This window comes from Candidatus Binatia bacterium (assembly GCA_036493895.1).
Taxonomy (GTDB): domain Bacteria; phylum Desulfobacterota; class Binatia; order UBA1149; family CAITLU01; genus DATNBU01.
Genome location: DASXOZ010000070.1, coordinates 22,866 through 47,552 on the forward strand (window position 1 = coordinate 22,866; position 24,687 = coordinate 47,552).

At 67.2% G+C, this 24,687-nt stretch carries 22 protein-coding genes; 1 reads left to right on the forward strand and 21 read right to left on the reverse strand.

The window, feature by feature from the left end; genetic code table 11:
• Window positions 1–115 precede the first annotated feature (115 nt).
• Window positions 116–1,708, forward strand: a complete 1,593-nt coding sequence (gene nadB / locus VGK20_15420) for an L-aspartate oxidase (GenBank protein ID HEY2775429.1) — start codon at window positions 116–118, stop codon at window positions 1,706–1,708.
• Between the two features lie 35 nt (window positions 1,709–1,743).
• Here the strand turns inward: nadB and purF are convergent, their stop codons facing one another.
• The 21 genes from purF to VGK20_15525 all read right to left on the reverse strand — a co-directional run bounded on the left by purF (window position 1,744) and on the right by VGK20_15525 (window position 24,662).
• Entirely contained in the window at window positions 1,744–3,291 is a 1,548-nt protein-coding gene (gene purF / locus VGK20_15425) for an amidophosphoribosyltransferase (protein ID HEY2775430.1), read from the reverse strand.
• A 56-nt stretch (window positions 3,292–3,347) separates the two neighbouring features.
• Window positions 3,348–5,612: a phosphoribosylformylglycinamidine synthase subunit PurL gene (gene purL, locus VGK20_15430; protein HEY2775431.1), complete on the reverse strand. Its 2,265-nt coding sequence runs from the start codon at window positions 5,610–5,612 to the stop codon at window positions 3,348–3,350.
• Window positions 5,609–6,301, reverse strand: coding sequence for a phosphoribosylformylglycinamidine synthase subunit PurQ (purQ, locus tag VGK20_15435; GenBank protein HEY2775432.1), 693 nt, complete (start codon window positions 6,299–6,301; stop codon window positions 5,609–5,611). The genes purL and purQ overlap by 4 nt, the downstream gene beginning before the upstream one ends.
• A complete protein-coding gene (gene purS / locus VGK20_15440) occupies window positions 6,298–6,558 on the reverse strand; it encodes a phosphoribosylformylglycinamidine synthase subunit PurS (protein HEY2775433.1) in 261 nt (86 codons plus the stop codon). The genes purQ and purS overlap by 4 nt, the downstream gene beginning before the upstream one ends.
• Window positions 6,559–6,622: 64 nt before the next feature.
• On the reverse strand, window positions 6,623–7,315 hold the full coding sequence (purC, locus tag VGK20_15445; protein HEY2775434.1) for a phosphoribosylaminoimidazolesuccinocarboxamide synthase: 693 nt from the start codon (window positions 7,313–7,315) through the stop codon (window positions 6,623–6,625).
• A gap of 20 nt (window positions 7,316–7,335) precedes the next feature.
• Window positions 7,336–8,625 carry an adenylosuccinate lyase gene (purB, locus tag VGK20_15450; protein HEY2775435.1) on the reverse strand — a complete coding sequence of 430 codons (1,290 nt, stop codon included), beginning with the start codon at window positions 8,623–8,625 and terminating at the stop codon, window positions 7,336–7,338.
• Between the two features lie 243 nt (window positions 8,626–8,868).
• Window positions 8,869–9,252, reverse strand: coding sequence for a dUTP diphosphatase (gene dut, locus VGK20_15455; GenBank protein ID HEY2775436.1), 384 nt, complete (start codon window positions 9,250–9,252; stop codon window positions 8,869–8,871).
• An 82-nt stretch (window positions 9,253–9,334) separates the two neighbouring features.
• Window positions 9,335–10,597 carry a pitrilysin family protein gene (locus VGK20_15460; protein HEY2775437.1) on the reverse strand — a complete coding sequence of 421 codons (1,263 nt, stop codon included), beginning with the start codon at window positions 10,595–10,597 and terminating at the stop codon, window positions 9,335–9,337.
• Window positions 10,594–12,699, reverse strand: coding sequence for a polyribonucleotide nucleotidyltransferase (gene pnp / locus VGK20_15465; protein HEY2775438.1), 2,106 nt, complete (start codon window positions 12,697–12,699; stop codon window positions 10,594–10,596). Before pnp ends, VGK20_15460 begins: the two co-directional genes overlap by 4 nt.
• Before the next feature lie 99 nt (window positions 12,700–12,798).
• Entirely contained in the window at window positions 12,799–13,077 is a 279-nt protein-coding gene (gene rpsO / locus VGK20_15470; protein ID HEY2775439.1) for a 30S ribosomal protein S15, read from the reverse strand.
• Window positions 13,070–14,077 carry a tRNA pseudouridine(55) synthase TruB gene (gene truB / locus VGK20_15475; protein HEY2775440.1) on the reverse strand — a complete coding sequence of 336 codons (1,008 nt, stop codon included), beginning with the start codon at window positions 14,075–14,077 and terminating at the stop codon, window positions 13,070–13,072. The genes rpsO and truB overlap by 8 nt, the downstream gene beginning before the upstream one ends.
• Window positions 14,077–14,421 carry a 30S ribosome-binding factor RbfA gene (rbfA, locus tag VGK20_15480; GenBank protein ID HEY2775441.1) on the reverse strand — a complete coding sequence of 115 codons (345 nt, stop codon included), beginning with the start codon at window positions 14,419–14,421 and terminating at the stop codon, window positions 14,077–14,079. Before rbfA ends, truB begins: the two co-directional genes overlap by 1 nt.
• 56 nt (window positions 14,422–14,477) lie before the next feature.
• Entirely contained in the window at window positions 14,478–14,765 is a 288-nt protein-coding gene (locus VGK20_15485; GenBank protein HEY2775442.1) for a DUF503 domain-containing protein, read from the reverse strand.
• Window positions 14,766–14,789: 24 nt separating this feature from the next.
• Window positions 14,790–17,360, reverse strand: a complete 2,571-nt coding sequence (infB, locus tag VGK20_15490) for a translation initiation factor IF-2 (GenBank protein HEY2775443.1) — start codon at window positions 17,358–17,360, stop codon at window positions 14,790–14,792.
• Between the two features lie 137 nt (window positions 17,361–17,497).
• Window positions 17,498–17,800 carry a DUF448 domain-containing protein gene (locus VGK20_15495; GenBank protein ID HEY2775444.1) on the reverse strand — a complete coding sequence of 101 codons (303 nt, stop codon included), beginning with the start codon at window positions 17,798–17,800 and terminating at the stop codon, window positions 17,498–17,500.
• Window positions 17,797–19,203: a transcription termination factor NusA gene (gene nusA / locus VGK20_15500; protein ID HEY2775445.1), complete on the reverse strand. Its 1,407-nt coding sequence runs from the start codon at window positions 19,201–19,203 to the stop codon at window positions 17,797–17,799. Before nusA ends, VGK20_15495 begins: the two co-directional genes overlap by 4 nt.
• A gap of 24 nt (window positions 19,204–19,227) precedes the next feature.
• Window positions 19,228–19,740: a ribosome maturation factor RimP gene (gene rimP / locus VGK20_15505; protein HEY2775446.1), complete on the reverse strand. Its 513-nt coding sequence runs from the start codon at window positions 19,738–19,740 to the stop codon at window positions 19,228–19,230.
• 217 nt (window positions 19,741–19,957) lie between these two features.
• On the reverse strand, window positions 19,958–20,440 hold the full coding sequence (greA, locus tag VGK20_15510) for a transcription elongation factor GreA (protein ID HEY2775447.1): 483 nt from the start codon (window positions 20,438–20,440) through the stop codon (window positions 19,958–19,960).
• Between the two features lie 38 nt (window positions 20,441–20,478).
• Window positions 20,479–20,913 (reverse strand): GatB/YqeY domain-containing protein, encoded by a 435-nt coding sequence (locus VGK20_15515; protein ID HEY2775448.1) that lies wholly within the window; start codon window positions 20,911–20,913, stop codon window positions 20,479–20,481.
• Between the two features lie 45 nt (window positions 20,914–20,958).
• Entirely contained in the window at window positions 20,959–23,610 is a 2,652-nt protein-coding gene (locus tag VGK20_15520; protein ID HEY2775449.1) for a 1-acyl-sn-glycerol-3-phosphate acyltransferase, read from the reverse strand.
• Window positions 23,607–24,662 carry a sugar phosphate nucleotidyltransferase gene (locus VGK20_15525; GenBank protein HEY2775450.1) on the reverse strand — a complete coding sequence of 352 codons (1,056 nt, stop codon included), beginning with the start codon at window positions 24,660–24,662 and terminating at the stop codon, window positions 23,607–23,609. Before VGK20_15525 ends, VGK20_15520 begins: the two co-directional genes overlap by 4 nt.
• Window positions 24,663–24,687 lie beyond the last annotated feature (25 nt).

Sequence of the window (24,687 nt, forward strand, 5' to 3'; positions counted from 1 at the left end):
GGGGCGACGCTCGGCCGCCGTGGCAGCCGAAGGCTACCGCTTTCCCCCCAGGCCCGCCACCCGTCGCCGATCCCGTGTTGAGCGTTTCCGGTTCGCGGGTAGACTCCGCACCCCCATGCGGAATTACGATTTTCTCGTGATCGGCGGCGGCATCGCCGGGATGACCTTCGCCCTTCGCGCGGCGCGGGACGGAAAGGTCGCGCTGCTTGCCAAGCGCGAGCTCGAAGAATCCAACACGAATTTCGCCCAGGGCGGCGTCGCCGCGGTCTGGAGCACGGAGGACGCGCCGGCTTCCCATGCCGCCGATACGATCGAGGCCGGGGCCGGCCTGTGCAACCGCCGCGTCGTCGACCTTGTGGTCAGCGAAGGCCCGGCCCGCATCCGCGAGCTCGTCGATCTCGGTGTTCGCTTTACGCTGAAGGCCGAGAACGGCCACGCCGCCGACTTCGACCTCGGCCTGGAAGGCGGGCACTCGCACCGGCGCATCCTCCACGCCGCCGACCACACCGGCCAGGAGATCGTCCGTGCGCTGGCCGCCGAAGTACGCAGCCACCCGAACATCGAGCTGTTCGAGAACCGCTTCGCGATCGACCTGCTGATCGACGAGAAATTCGGTTTTACCGACGGGCGTCCCCAGTGCTGGGGCGCTTACGTGCTGAACACCACCGACGGCAGTGTGGAGACGTTCACCGCACGCGCGACGATGCTGGCCACCGGCGGCACGGGCAAGGTGTACCTGTATACGTCGAATCCCGACGTCGCCTCCGGGGATGGCATCGCGATGGCGTGGCGCGCCGGTTGCCGCGTCGCCGACGTCGAGTTCATCCAGTTCCACCCGACGTGCCTGTACCATCCGCTGGCCAAGTCGTTCCTGGTTACCGAGGCGATGCGCGGCGAGGGCGCGGTGCTGCGCACGCCCGACGGCCACGCGTTCATGGCCAATTACGATCCGCGCGCCGAGCTGGCCCCCCGCGACATCGTCGCGCGCGCGATCGACAGCGAGATGAAGCGCCGCGGCCTCGACAACGTGCTGCTCGACGTCACGTCACTCGGCCGCGATTTCCTGAAGCAGCGCTTCCCGGTCATTTACGAGCGCTGCCTGGGATATGGCATCGACATCACGACCACGCCGATCCCGGTGGTGCCCGCCGCCCATTACATGTGCGGCGGCGTGATCGCGGGAATCGACGGCGAAACCTCGATCGACCGCCTCTATGCCGCCGGCGAAGTCGCGATGACGGGGCTTCACGGCGCGAACCGCCTGGCGTCCAACTCCCTGCTCGAAGGCGTCGTGTTCGGACACCGCGCGGCGATCCACGCCGCTGCAAGGCTCGCCGACGACGCGCGCACGGCGCCTTCCCTGCCGCCATGGACTTCCGGCAACGCGGTCGACATCAATGAATCGGTCGTCATCACGCACAACTGGGACGAGATCCGCCGCCTGATGTGGAACTACGTCGGCATCGTGCGCAGCGATCGCCGCCTTGCGCGCGCCGCCTCGCGCATCACGATGCTGCGCGAGGAGATCCAGCAGTACTACCGCGATTTCTTCGTGACTCGCGACCTGCTCGAACTGCGCAACATCGCGCAGGTGGCCGAGCTGATCATCCGCGCCTCGCGCACTCGCCGCGAAAGCCGCGGCCTGCACTACAACATCGACTGCCCGGAGCGCGACGACCTGCACTGGCTGCGCCACACCGTGCTTTAGCAGGCTGCGGGAAGCCCCTCCCAGCCAGCGCAGGGTCAGCTTCTGCCGGCGATCGGGGACAACTCGGTGGCGTGGAAGAGGCGCATCTGGCGCGTTTCCTGGTCGTGGTTGACGGTCACCGGGTAGTCGCGCGTGAAGCAGGCGTCGCAGAAGCCGGCCGAAGTCCGCGCGCCGGTCGGCTGGAACGCGTAGAGCCCTTCGTGCGAAAGGTAGGCCAGGCTGTCGGCCTGGATGTACTCGCGGATCTGTTCGATCGACAGGTTGTTCGCGATCAGCTCCCCGTGCGTCGGCGTGTCGACGCCGAAGTAGCAAGGGCTGATCGTCGGCGGCGCGCTGATGCGCACGTGCACTTCCTTGGCTCCGGCCGAGCGGATCATCCGGACGATCTTGCGGCTGGTGGTGCCGCGCACGATCGAATCGTCGATGACGATGACCCGCTTTCCCTCGAGCACGTGGCGCTGGGCGTTGAGCTTCACCTTGACGCCGAAGTTGCGGATCGAATCCTTCGGCTCGATGAACGTGCGACCGACGTAGTGGTTGCGGATCAGTCCCATCTCGAACGGCAGTCCCGACTGCTCGGCAAAGCCGAGCGCAGCCGGCACGCCGGAGTCGGGCACGGGAATGACGATGTCGGCCGGAATCAGCGTCTCGCGCGCGAGCTGGCGGCCGATTTCCTTGCGCACCTCGTAGACGTTGCGGCCGAACACGTTGGAATCCGGCCTGGCAAAATAGACGTACTCGAAGATGCAGGCCCTGGTCGGCACGTGCGTGAACGGATGCGTCGAGCGCACTTCGTCGCCGCGGATGTGCAGCACTTCGCCCGGCTCGATCTCGCGGACGTACTCGGCCTCGACGAGATCGAGCGCGCAAGTCTCGGAGACGACCACCCAGCCGCCGCCCGGGAAGCGCCCGAGCGCCATCGGCCGGAAGCCGTGCGGATCGCGCGCAGCAATCAGCTCTTCTTCGGTCAGGAACAGCACGCAGTAGGCGCCCTCGACCTGGGCCAGCGCGTCGACGACGCGCTCGACCAGCGAGCTTCGCCGCGAGCCGGCAACCAGGTGCACGAGCACCTCGGTGTCGGACGTGGACTGGAAAATCGAGCCGGTCTCCTCGAGGCGGCGGCGGATCTCCTGCGCGTTGACGAAATTGCCGTTGTGACAGACGGCGAGGCTTCCGAGCGAGAACTCGGCGACCAGCGGTTGCGTGTTTCGCAGCAGGGTCTCGCCCGCGGTCGAGTAACGGTTGTGACCGATCGCCGAGTTGCCTTCGAGGCGACGGATCACGCTTTCATGGAAGACGTCGGCGACCAGGCCGAGCCCGCGGTGGCTGATCAGCGCCTTTCCGTTGCTCGAAACGATGCCCGAGCCTTCCTGGCCGCGGTGCTGCATTGCATACAGGCCGAGGTAGGCCAGGTTGGCCGCTTCTTCGTGGCCGTAGATGCCGACGACGGCGCACTCTTCGTGGAAGCGGTCGTCGGGGTCGGCAAGCGGCGAGTTCGGCTCAGGCGCGGCCTGCACCGGCGCCTGTGCTTCGGGTTTCTCCGCCGAAAGATTGGCGGGAATCCTGCTGTCGCTGCCCTTCATGTTCTTCTCTCCCGGCGGCTGGCTATGGGATCGTCGTCCCGTCGCCGGCCTGCCCGCTAGCCCGCAGCCCGCGCTTCCTCGGGAAGGTCCGCGTGCGCAATTTGCGGCAGCGTGCCTTCCCACTTCTCGCGAAGACGCGCCACGGCAACATCGACGAGGCTCGCCTGGCTCTTCGCGTCACGAATGACGATCCTGTCGCCACCACTGGTGCCGACCGCGCGGCATGGCACGCCGGCCGCAGCGGCCCTTGCCTCTACTGAGGCGGCACGCGCGGCCGCGATGCTTACGAGGATGCGGCAACCGCTCTCACCGAACAGTGCGCGATCGGGGCGGTCCTCCACTTGGACGTCGATGTGGCAGCCGCTGTTCGATGCCAGGCATATCTCCGCGACCGCCGTCGCCAGCCCACCGTCTGCCACGTCGTGGGCGCTGGTGACGATGCCTTCGGCAATGAGATCGCTGACGAGCTCGCCGAGGCGGCGCTCGCCCGCAAGGTCGATGGCTGGAGGATGGTCCCCGGTCTGGCCGTACCGCGACGCAAGGTACTCGGACCCTTCGAGCTCGGGGCGTCCGCCGCCAAGAAGCAGGATGCGCGATTCGGCGCCGTCGAATGCGATGCGGGCAACGCGCGAGGCGCTGGCGGCAAGGCCAACCATCGCGATCGTCGGCGTCGGCGGGATCGAGGCCCCCTGGGTGTCGTTGTAGAAGCTGACGTTGCCGGAGATGACTGCAATGTCGTAGGCGCGGCACGCTTCGGCCATGCCGTCGATCGCGCGCGAAAACTGCCACATGACCGCGGGCTTTTCGGGGCTGCCGAAGTTGAGGCAGTCGCTGACGGCCAGCGGCCTGGCTCCCGTCACGTAGATGTTGCGCGCGGCCTCGGCCACGGCGTGCTGGGTGCCGACGAACGGATCGAGGGTTACCCAGCGCGAGTTGCAGTCGCAGCTCATCGCGAGCGCACCACCGGTTTCACGCACGCGGATCACTCCCGCGTCGCCTCCGGGATGCACGAGCGTGTCGGCTCCGACATAGGAGTCGTACTGCTGGATCACCCACCGCTTGCTGCACAGGTTCGGGGACGACATGAGCGCGAGCAGCTCCTGGCCGAGGTCCTTCGGACGCGGCAGCGCGTCGGCACGCAAAGCAGGAGGCCTGGCAGCGGGCTCCCCGATCGGGCGATCGTACTTCGGCGCGGCGTCGGTCAGGGCCGGGACGGGGATGGAGACGACCGTCTGTCCGCGATGCAGCGCCTCGAAGCGACCGGTGTCGGTAATGACGCCGGCGGCAACGCAATCGAGCCCCCAGCGTTCGAAGATGCGACCGACATTTTCTTCGCAGCCCTTGCGCACGACCAGCACCATGCGCTCCTGCGACTCCGACAGCAGCATCTCGTACGGCGTGAGGTCGGCTTCGCGAAGTGGAATCCGGTCGAGGTCGAGGCGAATGCCGACGCCGCCGCGCGATGCCATCTCGACCGATGAGCTCGTCAATCCCGCCGCGCCCATGTCCTGGATCGCGACGACGTCGTCGCCTTCGAGCACCTCGAGGCACGCTTCGATCAGCACGCTCTCGGTAAACGGGTCTCCGACCTGCACGGTCGGCTTCATCTGCTCGGACTCTTCCTTGAATTCGCTGGATGCGAGCAGGCTCGCCCCGTGAATGCCGTCGCGACCGGTCTTCGAGCCGACGTAAAGCACGGGGTTTCCCGTACCGCTGGCCACGGCGCGGAAGATGCGGTCGGCGCGCACGATCCCGAGCGTGAACGCGTTGACGAGGATGTTGCCGTTGTAGCCGGCATCGAAGCTGATTTCGCCGCCGAGCGTTGCCACACCGACCGAATTGCCGTAACCGCCGATGCCGGCAACGACTCCGCGCAGCAGCGACGGCGTCTTTTCGTGCCCGGCCTCGCCGAAGCGCAGCGAGTTCATGTTGGCCACCGGCCGCGCGCCCATCGTGAACACGTCGCGCAGGATGCCGCCGACGCCGGTGGCCGCGCCCTGGTACGGTTCGATGTACGACGGATGGTTGTGGCTCTCGATCTTGAAGATCGCGGCCATGCCGCCGCCGATGTCGACCGCACCGGCGTTCTCGCCGGGCCCCTGCAGCACTGCCCTGCCCGCCTGCGGCAGCCTCTTCAGGTGCACGCGCGAGCTCTTGTAGCTGCAATGCTCGGACCACATCACCGAAAAGACGCCGAGCTCTTCGAACGTGGGCGTGCGGCCCCCGAGGTGCTCGACGATGCGGCGGTATTCGTCCGGGGTAAGGCCGTGCTCGACGGCCAGCGACTCATCGACGCTGCGCTTTTTCGGCGCCGCCGTCACGCCTGTCTCCGCTGGCCGCCGCTGGCGAGCCAGGCGTGCACCGACTGGAACAGCGGCAGCGCGTCGGCCGAGCTGCCGAGCGCCGCATCGACGGCGTGCTCGGGATGCGGCATCAGCCCGACGACGTTGCCGGCGTCGTTGGCAATGCCGGCGATGTCATTCAGCGAGCCGTTCGGCGCCCCGTCTGCGTAGCGGAAAATCACGCGGCCCTCGCGCTCGAGACGGGCCAGCTCCGCGTCGCTGGCAACGAAGCAGCCTTCGCCGTTCTTGATCGGGATCGACATCACCTGGCCCTGGCGGCAACCGACCGTGAACGCCGTACCAGTATTCTCGACCCGGATTCGCTCGCTCCTGCAAAGGAAGCGCAGCTCGCTGTTCCTCACCAGGGCGCCGGGAAGCAGCCCCGCTTCGCACAGGATCTGGAAACCGTTGCAGATGCCGAGCACCGGTCCGCCGGCTCGCGCATGGGCCGCCACGGCGCGCATGACCGGGGAGAAACGCGCCATCGCGCCACAACGCAGGTAGTCGCCGTACGAGAAACCTCCCGGCAGCACCACGGCGTCGGCGCCGCGGATCGACTCGTCGCCGTGCCACAGCATCGCGACGTCGTCGCCGACGACGCCGCGCAGCGCGTAGGCCGCGTCGCGCTCGTCACAGGAGCCGGGAAAGACGACGACGCCCCACTTCACGGCCTGGCACCGTCCTCGGCCAGCTCGAACCGGTAGTCCTCGATGACCTCGTTGGCCAGCAGGCGCCTGCACATCTCGTCGACGCGAGTGGCGACCTCTTCGCGACTCCCCTTCTCGACCTTGAGCTCGATCAGCTTTCCGAGGCGCGCGTCGGCGACCTCGCTGTAACCGAGGCTGTGCAACGAAGCGGCCACCGCCTTTCCCTGGGGATCGAGAATGGCCTTCTTCGGCATCACGAACACGCGAACCAGTGTCACTATGCTCTCCTCACCGCCGCTGACCCTTGCGTCTTCACCGCTCGCTTCACCGCTCGTCGCTGCGTCACACCGCCGTGCGGCGGTCGATCTCGACGTACGCCTCGGAGACCTCGCCGAGGTCCTGGCGGAAACGGTCCTTGTCGAGCTTCTTGCGCGTGGCGGCGTCCCAGAAACGGCAGGTGTCCGGGCAGATCTCGTCGCCGAGCAGCACGCGACCGTCCCTGGTGCGGCCGAACTCGAGCTTGAAGTCGACGAGCAGGATGCCGCGCTCGGCCATGAACGGCTTCAGGATCGAGTTGACGGCCAGCGTCTGGCGCCGGATCTCGGCCAGCTCCTTTTCGGTGGCCCACCCGAACGCCACCGCGTGATCGTCGTTGATCAGCGGATCGCCGAGCGCGTCGGACTTGTAGCAGAACTCGATGATCGGCCGCGGCGGCTCCTCGCCTTCGGGCCGTGCGAGCCGCTTCTGGCAGCTCCCGGTCACGATGTTCCGAAGAATCGTCTCCACCGGGATGATCGTCAGGCGCTCGACCAGCATTTCGCGGTCGTTCAGCGTGTCGACGTAGTGGTTGTCGATCCCCTTGCCCTTCAGCATCGTGAAGAAGCGCGCCGAGATGCGCTGGTTGAGCATCCCCTTCGATTCGATCGTTCCCTTCTTCTGCGCGTTGAACGCCGTCGCGTCGTCCTTGAAGTAGAAAATCAGCTTGGTCGGGTCGGTGGTCGCGTAGATCTTCTTCGCCTTGCCCTCGGCGATCATTTCGGTCCTGGTCGGTGCGCTCACGGGCGTTCCTCCGTTCCTCGGTCGATGATGGCGCCCACGTGGGTGAGCGCTTGGCGGACGTCGAATGCGTCGTCGATCTCGGCCTGCGTCAGGCGGCCGGCAATGTCCGGGTCGGCGGCGACGAAGCGGCGGAAGTCTCCCTCGGCCAGGGCGCAGCGCTGCACCCAGCCATAGGCGACCTCGCGCGGCGCGCCCTTGTCGACGAGCTTGAGCAGCAGGCGCTCGGAGGCCAGGCGCCCACCGGTAAGATCGAGGTTGCGCTGCATGTTCTCGGGCCTGACTTCCAGGCCGTCGACGATTCGCGCAAGTCGCGCGAGCATGAAGTCCAGCGCGATGGTCGAATCGGGCGCGATCACGCGCTCGGCCGACGAATGGCTGATGTCGCGTTCGTGCCACAGCGCGATGTTCTCGAGCGCGACCATCGCATTGGCGCGCACGATCCTTGCCAGCCCGCACAGGTTCTCGCTCAGGATCGGGTTGCGCTTGTGAGGCATCGCCGACGAGCCCTTCTGTCCCTTGCCGAACGGTTCGAGGGCTTCGAGGAGCTCGGTGCGCTGCAGGTGGCGGATTTCTGTCGCGAAGCGCTCGATGCCGCCGGCAACGACGGCCAGCGTCGTAAAGAACGCGGCGTGGCGGTCGCGCGGCACCACCTGGGTGGCCACCGGCTCCGGCGAAAGTCCGAGCTCGGAAAGGACCTCCGCCTCGATGTCCGGACCGTTGACTCCGTAGCTGCCGACCGCACCCGACAGCTTGCCGAATGCGATCTCCGACTTCGCGGCCACCAGGCGCCTGCGCGCACGCGACAACTCGCTGTACCAGCCGGCCATCTTCAGGCCGAACGTGATCGGTTGCGCGTGGATGCCGTGGCTGCGCCCGACCATCACCGTCTCGCGATGGTGCTGGGACTGGCGGCGCACCGCGGCGCGAAGCTCATCGAGCGTCGCGAGCAGGATGTCGGCAGCCTGGACGAGTTGAAGCGCGAACGCGGTGTCGACGACGTCCGACGACGTCATTCCGAAGTGCAGGTAGCGTCCGGCTTCGCCCACCGTCTCGGCGACGGCAGTGACGAACGCGATGACGTCGTGGTGCACGACCGCTTCGATCTCGTCGACGCGGGCCGCATCGACGCGCGCCTTGCTGCGGATTTCCTCGACGGCGGACTGCGGGATCGTGCCGCGCCGCGCGAGCGCAGCGCAGACCGCGATCTCGATCGCGAGCATCAGCTCGTAGCGGTGCTGGTCGCTCCAGACTGCTCCGATGGCCGGACGCGTGTACCTCGGTACCATCCCTCGTTCCTGGGTTCCCTGAATTGGGGTCAGGCACCAGAAGGGTGAGCCGGGCAACCGCGCGCCGGTGCCTGACTCGAAAGCTCTGGTGCCAGACCCCAAGCCAGGCGCGAGCCAGGCTGCGATCCGAGCGTGATCCGGCCGGTGAAGCCGCGTTTCTGGCTTCTGGCAGAGCGAAAAGCCACCGCTTCGCCGGCCGATCCCCTGCTGCCTGCACAGCCGGCGCCGGGCGCGAGCAGCGTGTCAGCAGGAAGTGTGGCCGAAACCGCCGTCGCCGCGCGGCGTCGCGTCCAGCTCGTCGACCTCTTCGAGCACGCAGTGTGCGACGGGACAGATGACGAGCTGTGCGATTCGCTGGCCGGGCTCGATTCGAACCGGCTCAGCCGAAAGGTTGATCAACAGGACCGCGACCTCGCCGCGATAGTCCGGATCGATCGTTCCCGGGGCGTTCGGGATGCTGAGGCCTTGCCGGAGCGCGAGCCCGCTGCGCGGGCGAACCTGACCCTCGTATCCGCGGGGGATCGAAATCGCAAACCCGCATGGAACAAGGCGTCTTTGGCCGGGAGCGAGGTCGAGCGGCGCATCGATGGCGGCAGGAAGGTCCATCCCGACGGCGCCGTCGGTCATTGCACGCGGAAGCTCGACGCGCACGTTGCCGACGCGGCGAACGGCAATCCGCAGCGGCTCACCGGCGCGTGACATCGGCCTGTCAGGCTGCGGGCAGCGCGACGGCGTCGGCTTCGAGATCGCCGAGCAGCACCGCGGCCGCCCTCTCGAAGTCGAACAGCTCGCGAGCAAGGGAAACCATGTCGTCGTTGGTCACGGCCTCGATCGCCCGCGTGATCTCGTCGAGCTCGATCGGCCGGTCGTAGTACAGCATGTTGCGGCCGATGCGCGTCATGCGGCTGTCGGTGGTTTCCAGCGACAGCGGGATGCTTCCGATGAGCTGGGTCTTGACCCTTTCGAGCTCGCCGGCGCCGAGCCCTTCGCGCGCGATCGAGCGCAGCTCGTCGAAGATGAGCCCGGTCACTTCGGCAACCGAATCGCGGCCGCACGCAGCGTAGAATCCGGTGTACCCGATCTCCCGGTACGGGGCCTGGAACGCGTAGACCGTGTACGCCTTGCCGCGCTCTTCGCGAATGCGCTGGAACAGGCGCGAGCTCATGCCGCCGCCGAGCGCCGCGATCAGTACCTCGCCGGCCTCCCGGCGCGGATCCAGCATCGACAGGCCCGGCATGCCAATCGTCAAGTGGGCCTGTTCGATCTCGCGACGAACGAGGTAGAGACCGGGATGGAAATCGGGACGATCGGGCCCGCGGTCGACGTCGCTGCCCGGCTCCATGGCGCCAAAGATGCGACGGCAGCTCGCGACCAGGTCGTCGTGATCGATGCGTCCGGCCGCCGCGACGATCAGCCGCCCGGGACGGCGGAAATCGCGAAGGAAGCCGAGGATGTCGTCGCGCCCGATGCGCTCGACGCTGGCAACCGACCCGGCCACGGGCCAGCCTAGGCGGTGCCCCGGCCAGTAGCATTCGAGCAGGTGGTCGTGGGAGAACTCCTCGGGGTCGTCTTCGACGTCGAGGATCTCCTGGACGATGACTTCGCGCTCGAGCTCGATGTCTTCCGGTCGCGGCTCTGCGTGCAGTACGAGGTCGGAAAGCACGTCCAGCGCGGTGGCCGTCTCGTCGGCGAGCACGCGCGCGTGGTAGCACGTGTACTCCTTGTCGGTGAACGCATCGATGCTGCCGCCGCGGCATTCGATCTCTTCGGCGATCTGCCGCGCCGAGCGCCGCGGCGTCCCCTTGAAGAGCAGGTGCTCGACGAAGTGGGCGACGCCCGCGATGCGCTCGTCCTCGTAGCTCGAGCCGGTGTCGGCCCAGATGCCGATCGACGCCGACGGTGCGTCCCGAACGGTCTCGGTGACGACCCTCAGCCCGTTCTCGAGGCGCGTCGCGCGAAGAAGATCGCTCAAGCGCTCTCCTTTTCCCTTTCGGCCATCTCGCGCCGCGCCTCCTTCAGGCTCAGGCGGATCTTGCCCTGGCGGTCCACTTCGAGGACCTTGACCGGAATCTTGTCGCCTTCCTTCAGGAACTCGCGCACGTTCTCGACGCGCTTCTCGTCGATCTGCGAGATGTGCAGCAGGCCGTCGGTGCCGGGCAGGATCTCGACGAAAGCGCCGAAGTCGGCGATGCGCCGGACGGTGCCGTTGTAGACGCGCCCCACTTCCGGGCTGGCGGTGATGCCCTGGATGATGTCGATGGCCTGGCGCATCGCCGTGCCGTCGGACGACGCCACCAGCACGGTGCCGTCGTCGGAGACGTCGATCTTGCAGCCGGTCTGCTCGACGATGCCGCGGATCACCTTGCCGCCGGGTCCGATCAGGTCGCGGATCTTGTCCGGGTGGATGCGCATCGTCTCGATGCGAGGCGCATGCTCGGACATCTCGCCGCGCGGCGTGGAAAGGGCCTTGGCCATCTCCGACAACACGTGCAGGCGGGCGGTGCGCGCCTTGTAGAGCGCGTCACGCATCACCTCGCGAGGAATGCCCGCGATCTTGATGTCCATCTGCACGGCCGTCACGCCTTTTCCCGTGCCGGCCACCTTGAAGTCCATGTCTCCAAGATGATCCTCGTCGCCGAGGATATCGGTCAACACCGAATATTTGCCGTCTTCGAAGATCAGCCCCATCGCCACGCCCGCCACGGCCCCCTTGATGGGGACACCGGCGTCCATCAGCGACAGCGAGGCTCCGCACACCGTCGCCATCGACGACGAGCCGTTGGACTCGGTGATCTCCGAGACCACGCGCAGCGTGTACGGGAACTCTTCGGCGCTCGGGAGCACCGCCGAGATGGCCCTCTCCGCAAGAGCGCCGTGGCCGATCTCGCGGCGCCCGGCCGATCGCAGCATCTTGGCCTCGCCGACGCTGTAGGGCGGGAAGTTGTAGTGCAGCATGAAGCGCTTCTTGATGTCGCCGAGAAGCGCGTCGATGCGCTGGACGTCGGACGATGTGCCGAGAGTCGCGACGACGATCGCCTGGGTCTCGCCGCGCGTGAACAGCGCGCTTCCGTGCGTGCGCGGCAGCACCGAGGTCTCGACCGAGATCGGTCGCACGACGTCGAGGGTGCGGCCGTCGACACGCTTGCCCGCCTTGGCGATGTCCATGCGGACGATGTCTTCCTTGACTCTCGAGTAGGCGCGCGAGACTTCCGAGCCGCGCTCGGCCAGCTCCTCGGGCACCGAGGCCTTGAACTCGGCCTTGGCCTTGTCGAGGTTCGCGTAGCGCTCGAGCTTCTCGGTGAACGAGTACGCCTTGCGCAGGCCGGGCTCGGCCAGCTCGCGCACTCGCGCCAGCACGTCGTCGGAAACGGTCGGAGCGACGAACTCGCGCTTGCCCCTTCCGGCCAGCTTGCGCAGCTCGTCCTGCATGCGGCAGATGGGCACGATCTGGTCGGCGCCGAAGTACAGCGCCTCGAGCAGCTCGTCCTCGGGAATCTGCTGACCGCCGCCTTCGACCATCACGATGCTGTCGCTCTTGGCGGCGATCAGGATGTTGATGTCGCTGGTCTCGAGGTCGTCCAGGGACGGGTTGGCCACCAGCTTTCCGCCGATGCGGCCGACGCGCACGCCGCCGATGGGGCCGTCGAATGGAATGTTCGAGATGTGCAGGGCCGCCGAGGCGCCGATCAGGCTGAGCACGTCCGGCGAGCCGGCGCGGTCGGCCGACAGCACGGTGGCGATCACCTGGGTCTCGTACATGTACCCTTCGGGGAACAGCGGTCGGATCGGCCGGTCGATGCAGCGGCAGATCAGGATTTCGTCGGCGCTCTGGCGTCCTTCGCGCTTGAAGAATCCGCCGGGGATCTTTCCGGCCGCAAACGCCTTTTCCTGGTACTCGACGGTGAGCGGGAAAAAGTCCTGGCCTTCGCGCATCGTGCGAAGCGAGACGGCCGAGATGAGTACGACGGTGTCGTTGTAGGTTGCAAGCACGGCTCCGTCGGCCTGCTTGGCAACACGGCCGGTTTCGAGCGAAAGCCTGCGGCCGCCGATTTCGAGGGCTACTTCATGCCTCATGAGTTTCTTCTCCTAACTGCGGCGAGCGCAAGTCTGCGCCCGCCGATGACCATTAATGTTCTTCGGTCGGGAGAAGAGGTTTATGGACGCGCGAAATGCTTACTTGCGGAGGCCCAGACGGTCGAGCAGCGTCACGTAAACGGCGTGATCCGTTCGCTTGACGTAGTCCAGGAGTCGGCGGCGCTGGCTCACCAGCTTGAGCAGTCCGCGGCGCGAGTGATGGTCCTTGGTATGGACCTTGAAGTGCTCCGTGAGATGCGCGATGCGCTGGCTCAATAGAGCGATCTGCACCTCAGGCGAGCCGGAATCGGTATCATGCCGCCGGTACGCCGAGATGAGCTCTTGCTTCGCTTGATTTTCTTCGAGACTGCTAGTCACGAGATTCGCTTCGTTCCTTTTCCTCTTCTTCCATTTGCGAGACGGCGGCAGATAACAGGAACTCCCGGGGAGGGCAAGGCGCCGCGCTGCGGCGGGCCGCCTGCGTGAAAACTCTTTCGAGTTTCCACAGGCCCTCGTGCATCCCGGCCACGGCCACGAGGTCGCTGCCGCAGACCACGCGCACCCGTTCGCCGCTGCGCCCCGAGCCGAGGCCGCCGAGGGCGCGCTGGCGTCCCTGGCGCAGGTCCAGGGCCGCTTCCGCTGCCACTTCCACGAGGCGCAGGTGGGCCAGGGCATCGACCAGCGGGACAAGCGCCGTGGCGGGGTCCTCCATGGCTGCCAGGGTCTCCAGCGTGACCGAGCTTTCGACAGCCAGGCGCCCTACCCGCGTCCGCCTGAGCTCCTGGAGCACCGCCCCGCAGCCCAGCGCAGCGCCGAGATCGCGGGCCAGGCTTCTTACGTAGAAGCCTTTCGAGCAGTCGATCGTGATCGTTGCGGTGTCGGTTCCCGCCGCGTGAAGCTCGAGACGGTCCACGCGCACCGGCCTCGCCTCCAGCTCAGGCGCCTCGCCGAGGCGCGCCAGCTCGTACATCGGGCGTCCGTCCCTCTTGATCGCGGAGAACGCCGGCGGCACCTGCACGATCTCGCCGCGAAACGCGGCGGCGAGCCCCTCGAGCACGGCGTCGTCGAACGGTGGAACGGGCACGCGCCCGGTTTCGGTTCCCGTGCGATCGAGCGTGTCGGTCGTCACACCGAAGCGGATCGTGCCGCAGTAACTCTTGTCGCTGTCGGTGAGATAGCCGGCGAGCTTGGTGGCCTCGCCGAGCGCGAGCGGGAGAAGTCCGGTCGCAAACGGATCGAGCGTGCCGGTATGGCCGGCTTTTACGCCGCCGAAAATGCGGCGCGCCTTGGCAACGACAGCCGCCGAGCTGATGCCGGCAGGCTTGTCGACCAGAAGCAGGCCGTCGGCTCCCGGTACGGTGCGAGGACGACGTCCCATCAGTTTTCGCGCTCCTGGCGAAGCAGCTTGTCGATGCGTTCGGCGGTGTGAATCGACTCGTCGTATTCGAACATCAGCGCGGGCGCGTAGCGGAGCTCCAGGCGCTGGGCCACTTCACGGCGAAGGAACCCGGAGGCGGCCTTCAGGCCCTCGCGCGCAGCCTCCACCGCGACGTTGTCGCCGAGCACCGAAAAGAATACGCGAACGGTACGAAGGTCGTCGGTCGCCTTGGCGGACGTGAACGTGATGCCGGCCAGGCGCGGGTCGTGCACACCGTGCTCGATCACGGTGGCCAGCGCCTGTACGACCTGGCGACCGACTCTTTCTGCCCTGCGTCCCGACATGACGTTCCAATCTAATGCGGCTTGCCGGAAAACGGCATCTGGCGGCCCGCTGGTGCTCAGCAATTGAGGAACTCGTAACTTTCGCGGCCAGGCTCGGCCAACCCGGTCGAGGCCACGAATTCGGATACTTCGCGCAGGCAGCGGTCGACGTGGTCCCGGTCATTGCCGACTTGCGCCACGCCGAGCACGATCGTCTGCCATATGTCCTGCTCGTCGACCTCGGCCACCGAGACGTTGAACTTGGCTTCGACGCGCGCCTTGATCGATCGCAGCACCGCGCGCTTTCCCTTGAGGGAGTGGTTCTCGCGCAGGTACAGCGTGAGCCTCAGCACCCCGACGACCACGGTCTTGCGGCCCGGCGCCGCCGCTCAGGCGCGCGCCGCCGTCTCGGCTTTCGGCGCACCCAGCGTGCGCTTGATCTCCTCGACGCGGTAGACCTCGATGAGATCGCCGACCTTGACGTCGTTGAAGCGCTCCAGCCCGATGCCGCACTCGTAGCCGGTCTGCACCTCGCGCGCGTCGTCCTTGAAGCGGCGCAGGCTGGACAGGCGACCGGAGTGCACGACACGGCCGTCGCGGATCACGCGGCAGGGCCTGGCGCGCGTGATGGTGCCGTCGACGACGTAGCAGCCGGCGATGGTGCCGCCGGGGATGCTGAACGTATTGCGGACCTCGGCGCGGCCTTCGTAGACTTCCTTCTGCTCGGGCGCGAGCAGGCCTTCCAGGGCCGCCTTCACTTCGTCGATCAGCTCGTAGATCACCGTGTGAAGCCGGATGTCGACGCCTTCGCGCTCGGCGAGCTGGCGCGCCTTGCCCTCGGGCCGCACGTGGAAGCCGGCGATGATCGCGTTGGACGCCATCGCGAGCTGCACGTCGGATTCGTTGATGGCACCGACGCCGCCGTGGATCACGCGCAACGACACTTCGTCGTTCGAAAGCTTCTCGAGCGAAGTCTTGATCGCCTCGACGGATCCATCGACGTCCCCCTTGAGGACGATGCTGAGTTCGAGCGCGTCTCCCGCCCCGCTCATGCGGCGCTGCAGGTCTTCGAGCGACATTCGCGTCGTGGTGGTCATCGACGACTTGCGCGTCGATTCGCGGCGGAATTCGGCAACCTGGGAGGCCTTCGACGGATCCTCGACGACGACGAACGGATCGCCGGCCGACGGAACGCCGTCCAGGCCGATGATCTCGACAGGCGTCGAAGGACCGGCATTCTTGACGGGGCGACCCGCGTGGTCGCTCATCGCGCGCACGCGGCCGACGATCTCTCCGCAGACGAAGTGGTCGCCGTGCTTGAGCACGCCCTTCTGCACGAGCACCGTCGCGACAGGTCCGCGGCCGCGGTCCAGCCGCGATTCGACGACGGTGCCGACGGCGCGCGTGTCGGTCGGCGCGCGAAGGTCGAGGATCTCCGCTTGCAGCGAGATGGCCTCGAGCAGTTCGTCGATGCCGGTACGCTGGAGCGCCGAGACTTCGAGGTACTGGGTCTGGCCGCCCCACTCTTCTGGCTGCAGCCCGTAGTCGGTCAGCTGCTGCTTGACGCGTTCGGGATTGGCACCCGGTTTGTCGATCTTGTTGACCGCGACGATCACCGGCACCTCGGCGGCCTTCGCATGGTTGATGGCCTCGATCGTCTGCGGCATCACGCCGTCGTCGGCGGCGACCACCAGCACGACGATGTCGGTGACGCCTGCGCCGCGCGAGCGCATCGCGGTGAAGGCCGCGTGGCCCGGCGTATCGAGGAAGCAGATCGGTCCGATCTTCGACTCGACCATGTACGCACCGATGTGCTGGGTGATTCCACCCGACTCGCCGGCAACGACGTTCGCGTGGCGGATCGCATCCAGCAGCGAAGTCTTGCCGTGGTCGACGTGACCCATCACGGTGACGACCGGGGGCCGCGGCTCTCCTTCGCCCTCGGTGCCTTCGGTCTCGGTGATGTCGAGCAGATCCTCGACGTTGACCGCGGTGTTCTCGAGCGTGTAGCCGAATTCCTCGGCCGCGATCGTCGCCGTGTCGACGTCGAGCACGTCGTTGACGGTTTTCATCGCGCCGAGCCGCATCAGCTTGGCGAGCACCTCGCCGGCCTTGACGCCCATCGCGCGCGCCAGCTCGGCCGCCGTCGTGCTCTCGTTGACACGCACGACGCGCTTGCTGGCCTTCGGAACCGTCAGCTCGGTCTTGCGCAGCTTCTGGCCGGGGGAAGCCTTCTTCTTTCGCGGCCTGGCCTGGTGGGCCCTCTCGAGCGCGTCGAAGAGGTCTTCCTTGCGCACGACCTTGCGCTTCTTCTTGCGACCCTTGTCGGCGTCCTCGCTTTCCTTGGGCGCAGCCTTGTCACCGGTCGGCGCAGCGGGCGTGGCCTGGGTTGCGGTCTTGGCGGGAGTCGCCTTGCGCGTCAGGTCGATTCGCCCGAGCACACGCGGGCCGGTTCTCTTGACCGCACCTTCGACGACGGTTTCGGTCGCCGCCGGGGCCACGGCTTGTTCGCTGAGCAGCACGTCGCTGTAGGCGTCCGTGATCCGCTGCGCTTCGTCGGCGGAAACCTTGTCCGAGTATTCTTCTTCTTCGTGAGGCGCTGCGGGCCCGGGCTGCCCGGCGAGCTCCGGCGACGCGGCTTCGGGCTCCGTCTCGGCGGGAGCCGGCTCGGCGATGTGTGCGGCCGATGCAGCAGCTTCTTCTTGCGGTGCCGGCGAAGCCGACGGCAGCGGCGCGATTGGCGGCTCCGCGAGAATCGCATCGGTCACCGAAGCCATCGATTCGGTGGCCACGCGACCGGATGCGGCGTATCCGAACGGCGAGACGTCGAACATCGCCAGGGTCTCGGGAGCGACGTCGACCATCGTCGATACGCGGCGATTGCCGATACCGAGCGTCTGGGCCGGGCTGGCGGTCGCGGCGCCTTCCTCGTCCGACTTGCGGCGGACGCGCCGGATCACGACGGACGGCGCCGCGGCGGGCTTCGCCGGGGCTGTCTTGGCGGCCTGGGGACCGCCTCGTGCCGGTGTCTTTGCTCTGTCGCTGCCTGTTCGAGTCTCTGCCATACGTCCTTCTGCTTCCTTCGCCTCGCCGGGCCTCAGGCGTTGCTGCCGGCCAGTTCGCCGAGCGATTGTTCGAGCCTGCGCACGAGATCCGTGCGCGCGTCACGGTCGAGCTGCAGGCGAAGCGACCGCACGATTCCCCTGCTCTTGGCAAGGGCTGCGACACACTCGCCCCGCAGGTGCACGTACGCGCTGCGCCCCGTTCCGCTGCGACCGGACTGCCGCACGCAGCCGGCATCGTCCGCGCGCAGCCGCAGCAGGCGTTGCTGCGAATCTCGCGCCATGCAGCCGACGCAGGTTCGCGTCGGCGTGCTTCGTACTGGAGACGCTTGCGTCACGCTCCCTCGCCTGGCTGCGCGTCGGTGCCCGCCTCAGTCTCCGTCGCAGTCGCGGCTGCGGCCGCGGCTGCCTCGGCAGCTGCCGCAGCGGCTGCCCGCGCAAGCACGGCTTCGGCCGCTTCGGAGACGGCGCTGGTGATGCGGCGCACGATCTTCTCGCGGCGCTCGAGGCGGTCGGCGATGCGTGCGGCCTCGATCAGCGGCATGGCCTCTTCGCTGGTGCACTCGAGCACCTCGGCGATGTCTTCCGGCTTGCTGTTCGCCAGCTCGCCGGCCGACTTGTAGCCGTCGGCCAGAAGCAGCTCGGCGCGAAGGTCGGAGAGCCCTTCCACGCGGCGCAGCGAAAGGCGCGATTCCCTCTGCCAGCGCTCGTACTCGCTGTCGCTGTGCACGTCGAGCTTCCAGCGGGTCAGCTTGCCGGCCAGGCGCACGTTCTGTCCCTTGCGTCCGATCGCGAGCGAGAGCTGGTCGTCGGGCACGATCACTTCCATCGAGTGGTCGGCCTCGTCGATCACGATGCGCGATACCTTGGCAGGCGACAGCGCGCGGCAGACGAACTCGGTCTCGTCCGGCGTCCACGGCACGATGTCGATGCGCTCGCCGCGCAGCTCCTGGACGACGGCCTGGACGCGGCTTCCGCGCATGCCGACGCAGGCACCGACCGGGTCGACGTCGCTGTCGTTGGAGACGACGGCGATCTTGGCGCGGCCGCCGGGCTCGCGCACGACGTCCTTGATCTCGACGATGCCTTCGTAAACCTCGGGCACTTCCTGCTCGAACAGCTTGCTGACAAGAGCCGGGTTGGTGCGAGACAGCACGATCTGGGGCCCGCGGGCGTTCTCGTCGACGCGCAGCACCAGCGCGCGGATGCGGTCGCCCTGGCGGTAGCGCTCGCGCGGGATCTGCTCGCGCTCGGGCAGGATCGCGTCGACGTTGGGACGAAGCTGCACGATCAGGTTGCGCTTCTCGAAGCGCATGACGACGCCGGACTGGATCGTCCCCTCGTGCTGCTTGTACTCGCTGTAGATCATCGCGCGCTCGTGCTCTCGCACCTTCTGCACGATGTTCTGCTTGGCGGCCTGGGCCGCGATGCGCGAATCGGGCGGATCGAGCTTGGTCAGCAGCTCGTCGCCGATCTGGCACTCGGGATCGAACTGGGCCCGCGCCGATTCGAGGTCGATTTCGACGGCCGGGTTCTCGATCTCGCCGACGACCGTCTGGATCTTGAACAGGTCAATTTCGCCGGTGGCAGGGTCGAACTTGGCCTCGACGTTGATGTCCGCGCCGTGGGTCTTCTTGGCGGCAGACTTCATCGCCTCCTCGATCGTCTCGATGACGAGAGCGCGATCGATGCCTTTTTCCTTGCTGACCTGGTCGATGACCCGGAGGAACTCCGATTGCATTTTCTTTCCTCTCCGTGCCGCGCTTCAGCGCTTCTTCTTTTTCTTCGCGCCGCCGCTTTCGAACTCGAACTCGAGATTGGCCCGCTCGATGTCCCCGAGCGCGATCCTCGCGGTCACGCCGCTCTCGTCGGCGACCGTGACACCGGCGTCGTCGGCTTCCTCGAGGCGGCCGAGCCAGGTGCGCCGCCCGTCGACGGCCGCATGCTTGGTCCGGACGCGAACCTTGCGCCCGAGCACCCGCTGGAAGTGCTCGGGCCTCTTCAGCGGCCGGTTCAGCCCCGGCGAGGAGACCTCGAGCATGTAGCGGCCGTGGAGCACGTCGTAGGCATCCAGCCCGTCCCCGAGGCGCTCGCTGATGGCCCTGCAGTCGTCGATGCCGATCGGCCGCGACTCCTGCGGACTGTCGAGCAGCACCCGCACGAGAGGACTCGAACCGCTGCCGGAGATCTCGACGTCGAGGACCTCGAGGCCGTGCTCGGCGGCGATCGGTTCGGCGATCGCCACGATCCGCGAGACCCTGGAGACGTCGCTTGCCATTTCGCTTGCCGCCCGCTCGCCGCTGCGAGTCTCGCGGCTCCACCTTGCCGGGGCCACAAACAAAAAGAGGCGGGCGACGGGCCCACCTCCGCAATGCCCCGAACTAACCGGGGTCTAGTAACACGGCCGGGGTCCAGCCGCAAGGTCGCGGACCCCCTGCGGAGTCGCCGCCAAGGCGCACCCCGATCGACCCGGACAGCGTGCTTTGCGCGGCCTGCTAGGCCTGCTCGCCGCGCTCGTGGATCGTGGTCACGCCGGTCAGCTGGAACTTCTTTCGCCCGGCGGGAAGCTGGATGCTGACCTCGTCGCCCTCGACGCGCTTGAGAAGAGCCTGGCCGATGGGAGACGTCAGCGAGATCTTGCCGGCCGTAAGGTCGACCTCCTCGGCGAACACCATCTCGTAAGTCACGCTCTCTCCGCTGTCGAGGTCTTCGAGCTCGACGATGCTGCCGTACCCGACGACACCCTTCGGGATCGACGACATGTTGTACATCGACAGATCCTTGATACGCGCCTCGAGGTTGCCGACGCGGGCGCTGACCATGCCCTGCTTCTCCTTGGCGGCATGGTACTCAGCGTTTTCCTTGAGGTCGCCGTGCGCGCGCGCTTCTTCGATGATTTTCGGCAGCTCGATGTTGAGCTCGCGGCGCAGCGTGGCCAGCTCGGCCTGAAGGCGTTCGACGATCTTCAGCTTCTGCATGGGAGTTCCTGTGCCGGCGCCTCGGCGCCGCGGCCGGCTCAGCCGGCCAGTATGTCGCGGGCCAGGGTGCTGGCCGTCTTGCCGTCGTAGCGTCCGGCGTGGCGTTCTCCAAGGAGCTTCATCACCGGCCCGAGCGAGGTCGCACCGGTCTCGGTGACGATCGCGCGAATGGCCCCGCGCAGCTCGTCCTCGCTCATCGCGTTCGGCAGCAGGCCTTCGAGTACCGCGAGCAGCTCCTCGTGTTCGGCGACCTGGTCGGCGCGGTCGGCCTTGCGGGCAAAGTCCAGCGTCTCACGACACTGCTTGACCTCGCGCTGGATGAGCGCCGTCACGTCCCGCTCGGAAAGCTCGCCGCGCACCTCGATCATGCGGTTCTTGACGAGCGCGAGCACGGCGCGCAGCGCCCGCACGCGCATCGCGTCCTTCGCACGCATCGCAGCGGTCAGCCCCTCGCGCAGATCTTTCTCGTTCATCGTTCTTCTCTCACGACGTTCGCACCGCTTCCGGTCAGGCTGCGTTCATTCGCGCGCTGCTGCCTGGTGCAGCATGAGGCTTGCCTCCAGCGACAGCACCAAGGCCTCGAGTCCGTCCCAGCCCGCACCGCGCACGGTGCGCCGCTCGCGTCCGCTGCGGCCGCGCGCCTCGTGCTTGACGAAGCCCATTTCGGCGAGACGGTCGAGCCCGTTGCGCAGCATCACGTCGCTGGCGCCCTCGGACTTGGTGACCTCGCCGAGCAGCAGGCAGGTCTTGTAGTCCTTGCGGGCCTCCTCGAGCAAAGCCTTCTGCGTCATCCCGTCCGGGCCGAGCCGGTGCAGGCACGCCAGTGCCATGACGTAGTACGCCTCGCGAAAATTCTGCAGCACGCCCGAAAGCGCCGCGACCAGCGGATCGCCGGCATCCATCTCGCCGTCGCGCAGCGCACCGACTTCCTCGAGGTACGTGAAAAGGCGGTCCACCTGTCCGGCCAACTCGTTCTTTGACGGCAGCGGGAATTCGTACCGGAACAGGTCGAGCCACCACCAGACGCGGTCGATCAATTGTCCGAGCGGCACCTTTTCGCGCAGGCAGGTGACGACGAGCGACGGAACGAGAAACGCGTGGATCAGGTTGTTCTTGTAGAAGTCGAGCGCAAGGCGCCGGCCCTGGCGCACGACGAGCACTTCTTCGCGCCCGCGCGGCAGCACCTCGATGAGGCCGTTGGAGCTGAGAAAGCCCATGCTCTCGCGGAAAGTCCCGACGTTGCGCGACAGCGATGCCGTCGGCCGGATGCCGAGGAACGAAACCAGGCGCGCCAGCGCATTGGCCCGGTCGCGGAAGTCGCGGTAGCGGAAGCCCCAGTGCGGGGCGCCGAGCAGCACGGTGGCCGATACCGAAGTCGCGCCGGCCACTGCCGATGAGTTGACGTCGCGCAGGATGCGGAATCCGAGGCGCTGGATGAAGCGCCTCTTCTCCTCCTCGACCTCCGCGCTGGGGTTGTCTTCGCCAAAGCGCTGCCTGCGATCTGCGAGCTCGTCGCTGAGCGAGATCGGCTGCGCGAACGAGACGTACACCGAGCCGTACTTCTGCTTGAGGAAACGGCGCGCGCGCATCAGCCCCGACATGCTCTCGGGCTCTTTCTCCGCGCCGGCCAGCTCGGCCTGGTACGTCTCCTCCTCGACGATGCGGCCGTAGTGGATCGAGACCGGCACGAGGTACAGGTCGCGCCGCACGCCGGCGATGTACGCATTGATGATGGACGTCAGCATGCCGAGCTTCGGCGTCATGATCTTGCCGGTGCGGCTGCGTCCGCCTTCGATGAAGAACTCCTGCGTGTAGCCTTCGCGGATCAGGTATTGGAGGTAGCGGGCGAAGACGTGCTTGTAGAGCTCGTCGTCGCCGAAACTGCGGCGGATGAAGTACGCGCCGCTCGACCGGAAGATGTAGCCCATCGGGCCGAAGCCCATGTTTTCGCCCGCGGCGATGTGCGGCGGGCTGACGAAGTTCAGGTGGAACAGGTACGACAGGATCAGGTAGTCGAGGTGGCTGCGATGGCACGGCACCATGACGATCGGATGGTGCTTGGCCTTCTCGATCACCGTCTCGAAGCCGATCGTCTCCAGACCCTGGAACATGCGGTGCCAGATCTTGATGAAGCACCACGAGACGATCGCAAAGATGAAGCTGTTGTACTCCGCCGCCATCTCGTCGAAGATTTTCTCGGCGCGCTTGCGGACCTTGGCCTCGGCCAGGCCGTGCTCGGCGGCGTAGCTCGCGAGGAACAGTCGCGTTTCCTCGTTGCCGAACAGGATCGACTTGATCTTGCGCCGCGACATCAGCGCCGGCCCCATCACGACCCTCTCCTCGCGGTAGAGGAAGATCTGGATGGCGCGGGTCAGGCGCTTGGACAGGCGGTCTTCGCCGTCTCGCGCGTAGCGCTGCACGAACTCGCGCAGGCTGACCTCGGTGCCGACGGTGAGGAAGAGGTCCTTGCGGAAGAACCAGTACGTCAGCAGCTTGCGCCACTCGCTGACCACTTCGTGGGCGTTGTAGACGATCGCCGAAAGGCCGGCGTCGCGGCGGCGGAAGCTGTGGCCGCGAAACGGCGCCAGCGGCACGATGAACGTCTCGCGCCCGTCGCGCATGCGCAGGATGCGACGCAGGTATTCGCTGCCGGCCCTTGCGGCCGCTTCGTGCTCGGCGGCGCTCGCGCCGCCTTCGCGCGGCCCTCTCATGAACACCAGGACCGGCTGCCCGGCAGCGACGGCCGCAGCGAAGCTCTCGAGGTCCGACGGCGGTGCCGGAGCCGGCTGCTTCTCCCGGCGCCGCGCGCGCCAGTTCCTCAGCATGTCGCCGAACGGCGCCAGCGCCCACGGCGACATCCCGTTCGCGAAGACCGGCAGCGGCAGGTCCTCGCGGCGCAGGATGAAGTTGATCATGAAGTAGTCGACGAAGCTGTGGTGGCGCAGCACGTAGATGATGGTGCCGCGCTCGGCGAGGTCACGGATCTTCTCGACGAGCCGCTCGTTGACGACGGCGCGGCCGAACAGGCGGCGGCCGATGAATTCGGCGATGCGGTTCATGCGGCGTCGCATCGCCGAAGGATGCGGCGCGGGCGGCGCAGCGGGAGGCATCGCCTCGTTCGCCGGCGTCTCGACTTCGAACGGGGCGATCGTGGGACTCGTCGCGCTCACCGCAACTCTCCGAGACCCGCTTCTGCCAGCCGTGCCACCACGCTGCGAAGATCCTGGCAGCGCTCCCTGGCGCAGACCATCAACGCGTCGCCGGCATCGACGACGACGAGGTTGTCGACGCCGAGAAGAACGACCGGCTTGCCGCCGCTGGCGACGATGTTGGAGCCCGAATCGAGTGCCAGCAGGGGGTCGCGAGTCGCATTCGCGTTTCTGTCGGCCGGCCACAGCTCGGCCACGGAGTCCCAGCTTCCGATGTCCGACCAGGAAAACGACGCCGGGACCATCGCGACGCGGCGGCTCTTCTCGAGCACGCCGTAGTCGATCGAAATGGCAGGAAGCTCCCCGTAGATGCGATCGAGCGCCTTGGCCGGAATGCTTCGGCCACGCCTGGTGGCCTCCAGCCTGGCCAGCCCGGAGGCAAGCTCGGGAAGGTTGCCGGCAATCTCCTCGAGGATCACGTCGGCGCGCCAAGCGAAGATCCCGCAATTCCAGTAATAGTTCGAGTTGGCGACGTAACGCCTCGCCACGGCTGCTTTTGGCTTCTCGACGAAGGCGTCCACCTCGCGCGCGCCCGCGGCCCCGCGAACGGCGGCTCCGGCTCGAATGTAACCGTATCCGGTCGCCGGCGATTCGGGGCGAATGCCGAACGTGACGAGGCGGCGCGTGCGATCGGCCACCTCCAGCGCCTTTGCGAGATCCCCGCCGAAGGCCCCGCTGCGGCCACCGATCCGGTGGTCGGCAGATAGCACCGCCATGACGGCATCGGGACAGCGACGGCGGATTTCGGTTGCCGCCCACCCGATGCAGGCGGCCGTATTGCGCCCGACGGGCTCGGCCAGGATGCAGTCCTTCGCGATGCGCGGAAGCTCGCCGGCCACCTGGCGCCGATAGCGGCGGCTCGTGACGACGACGATGTTCGACGGCGGCACGACCCCCTTCAGGCGGGAAACGGTTTCGGCCAGCATCGACGTGGAAGACGTCAGTGCGAGAAGCTGCTTCGGTTTTGCCTCGCGACTCCACGGCCAGAAGCGGGTTCCGGAGCCGCCGGCCATGATGACAGCGAAGCGCCGCCGCCGA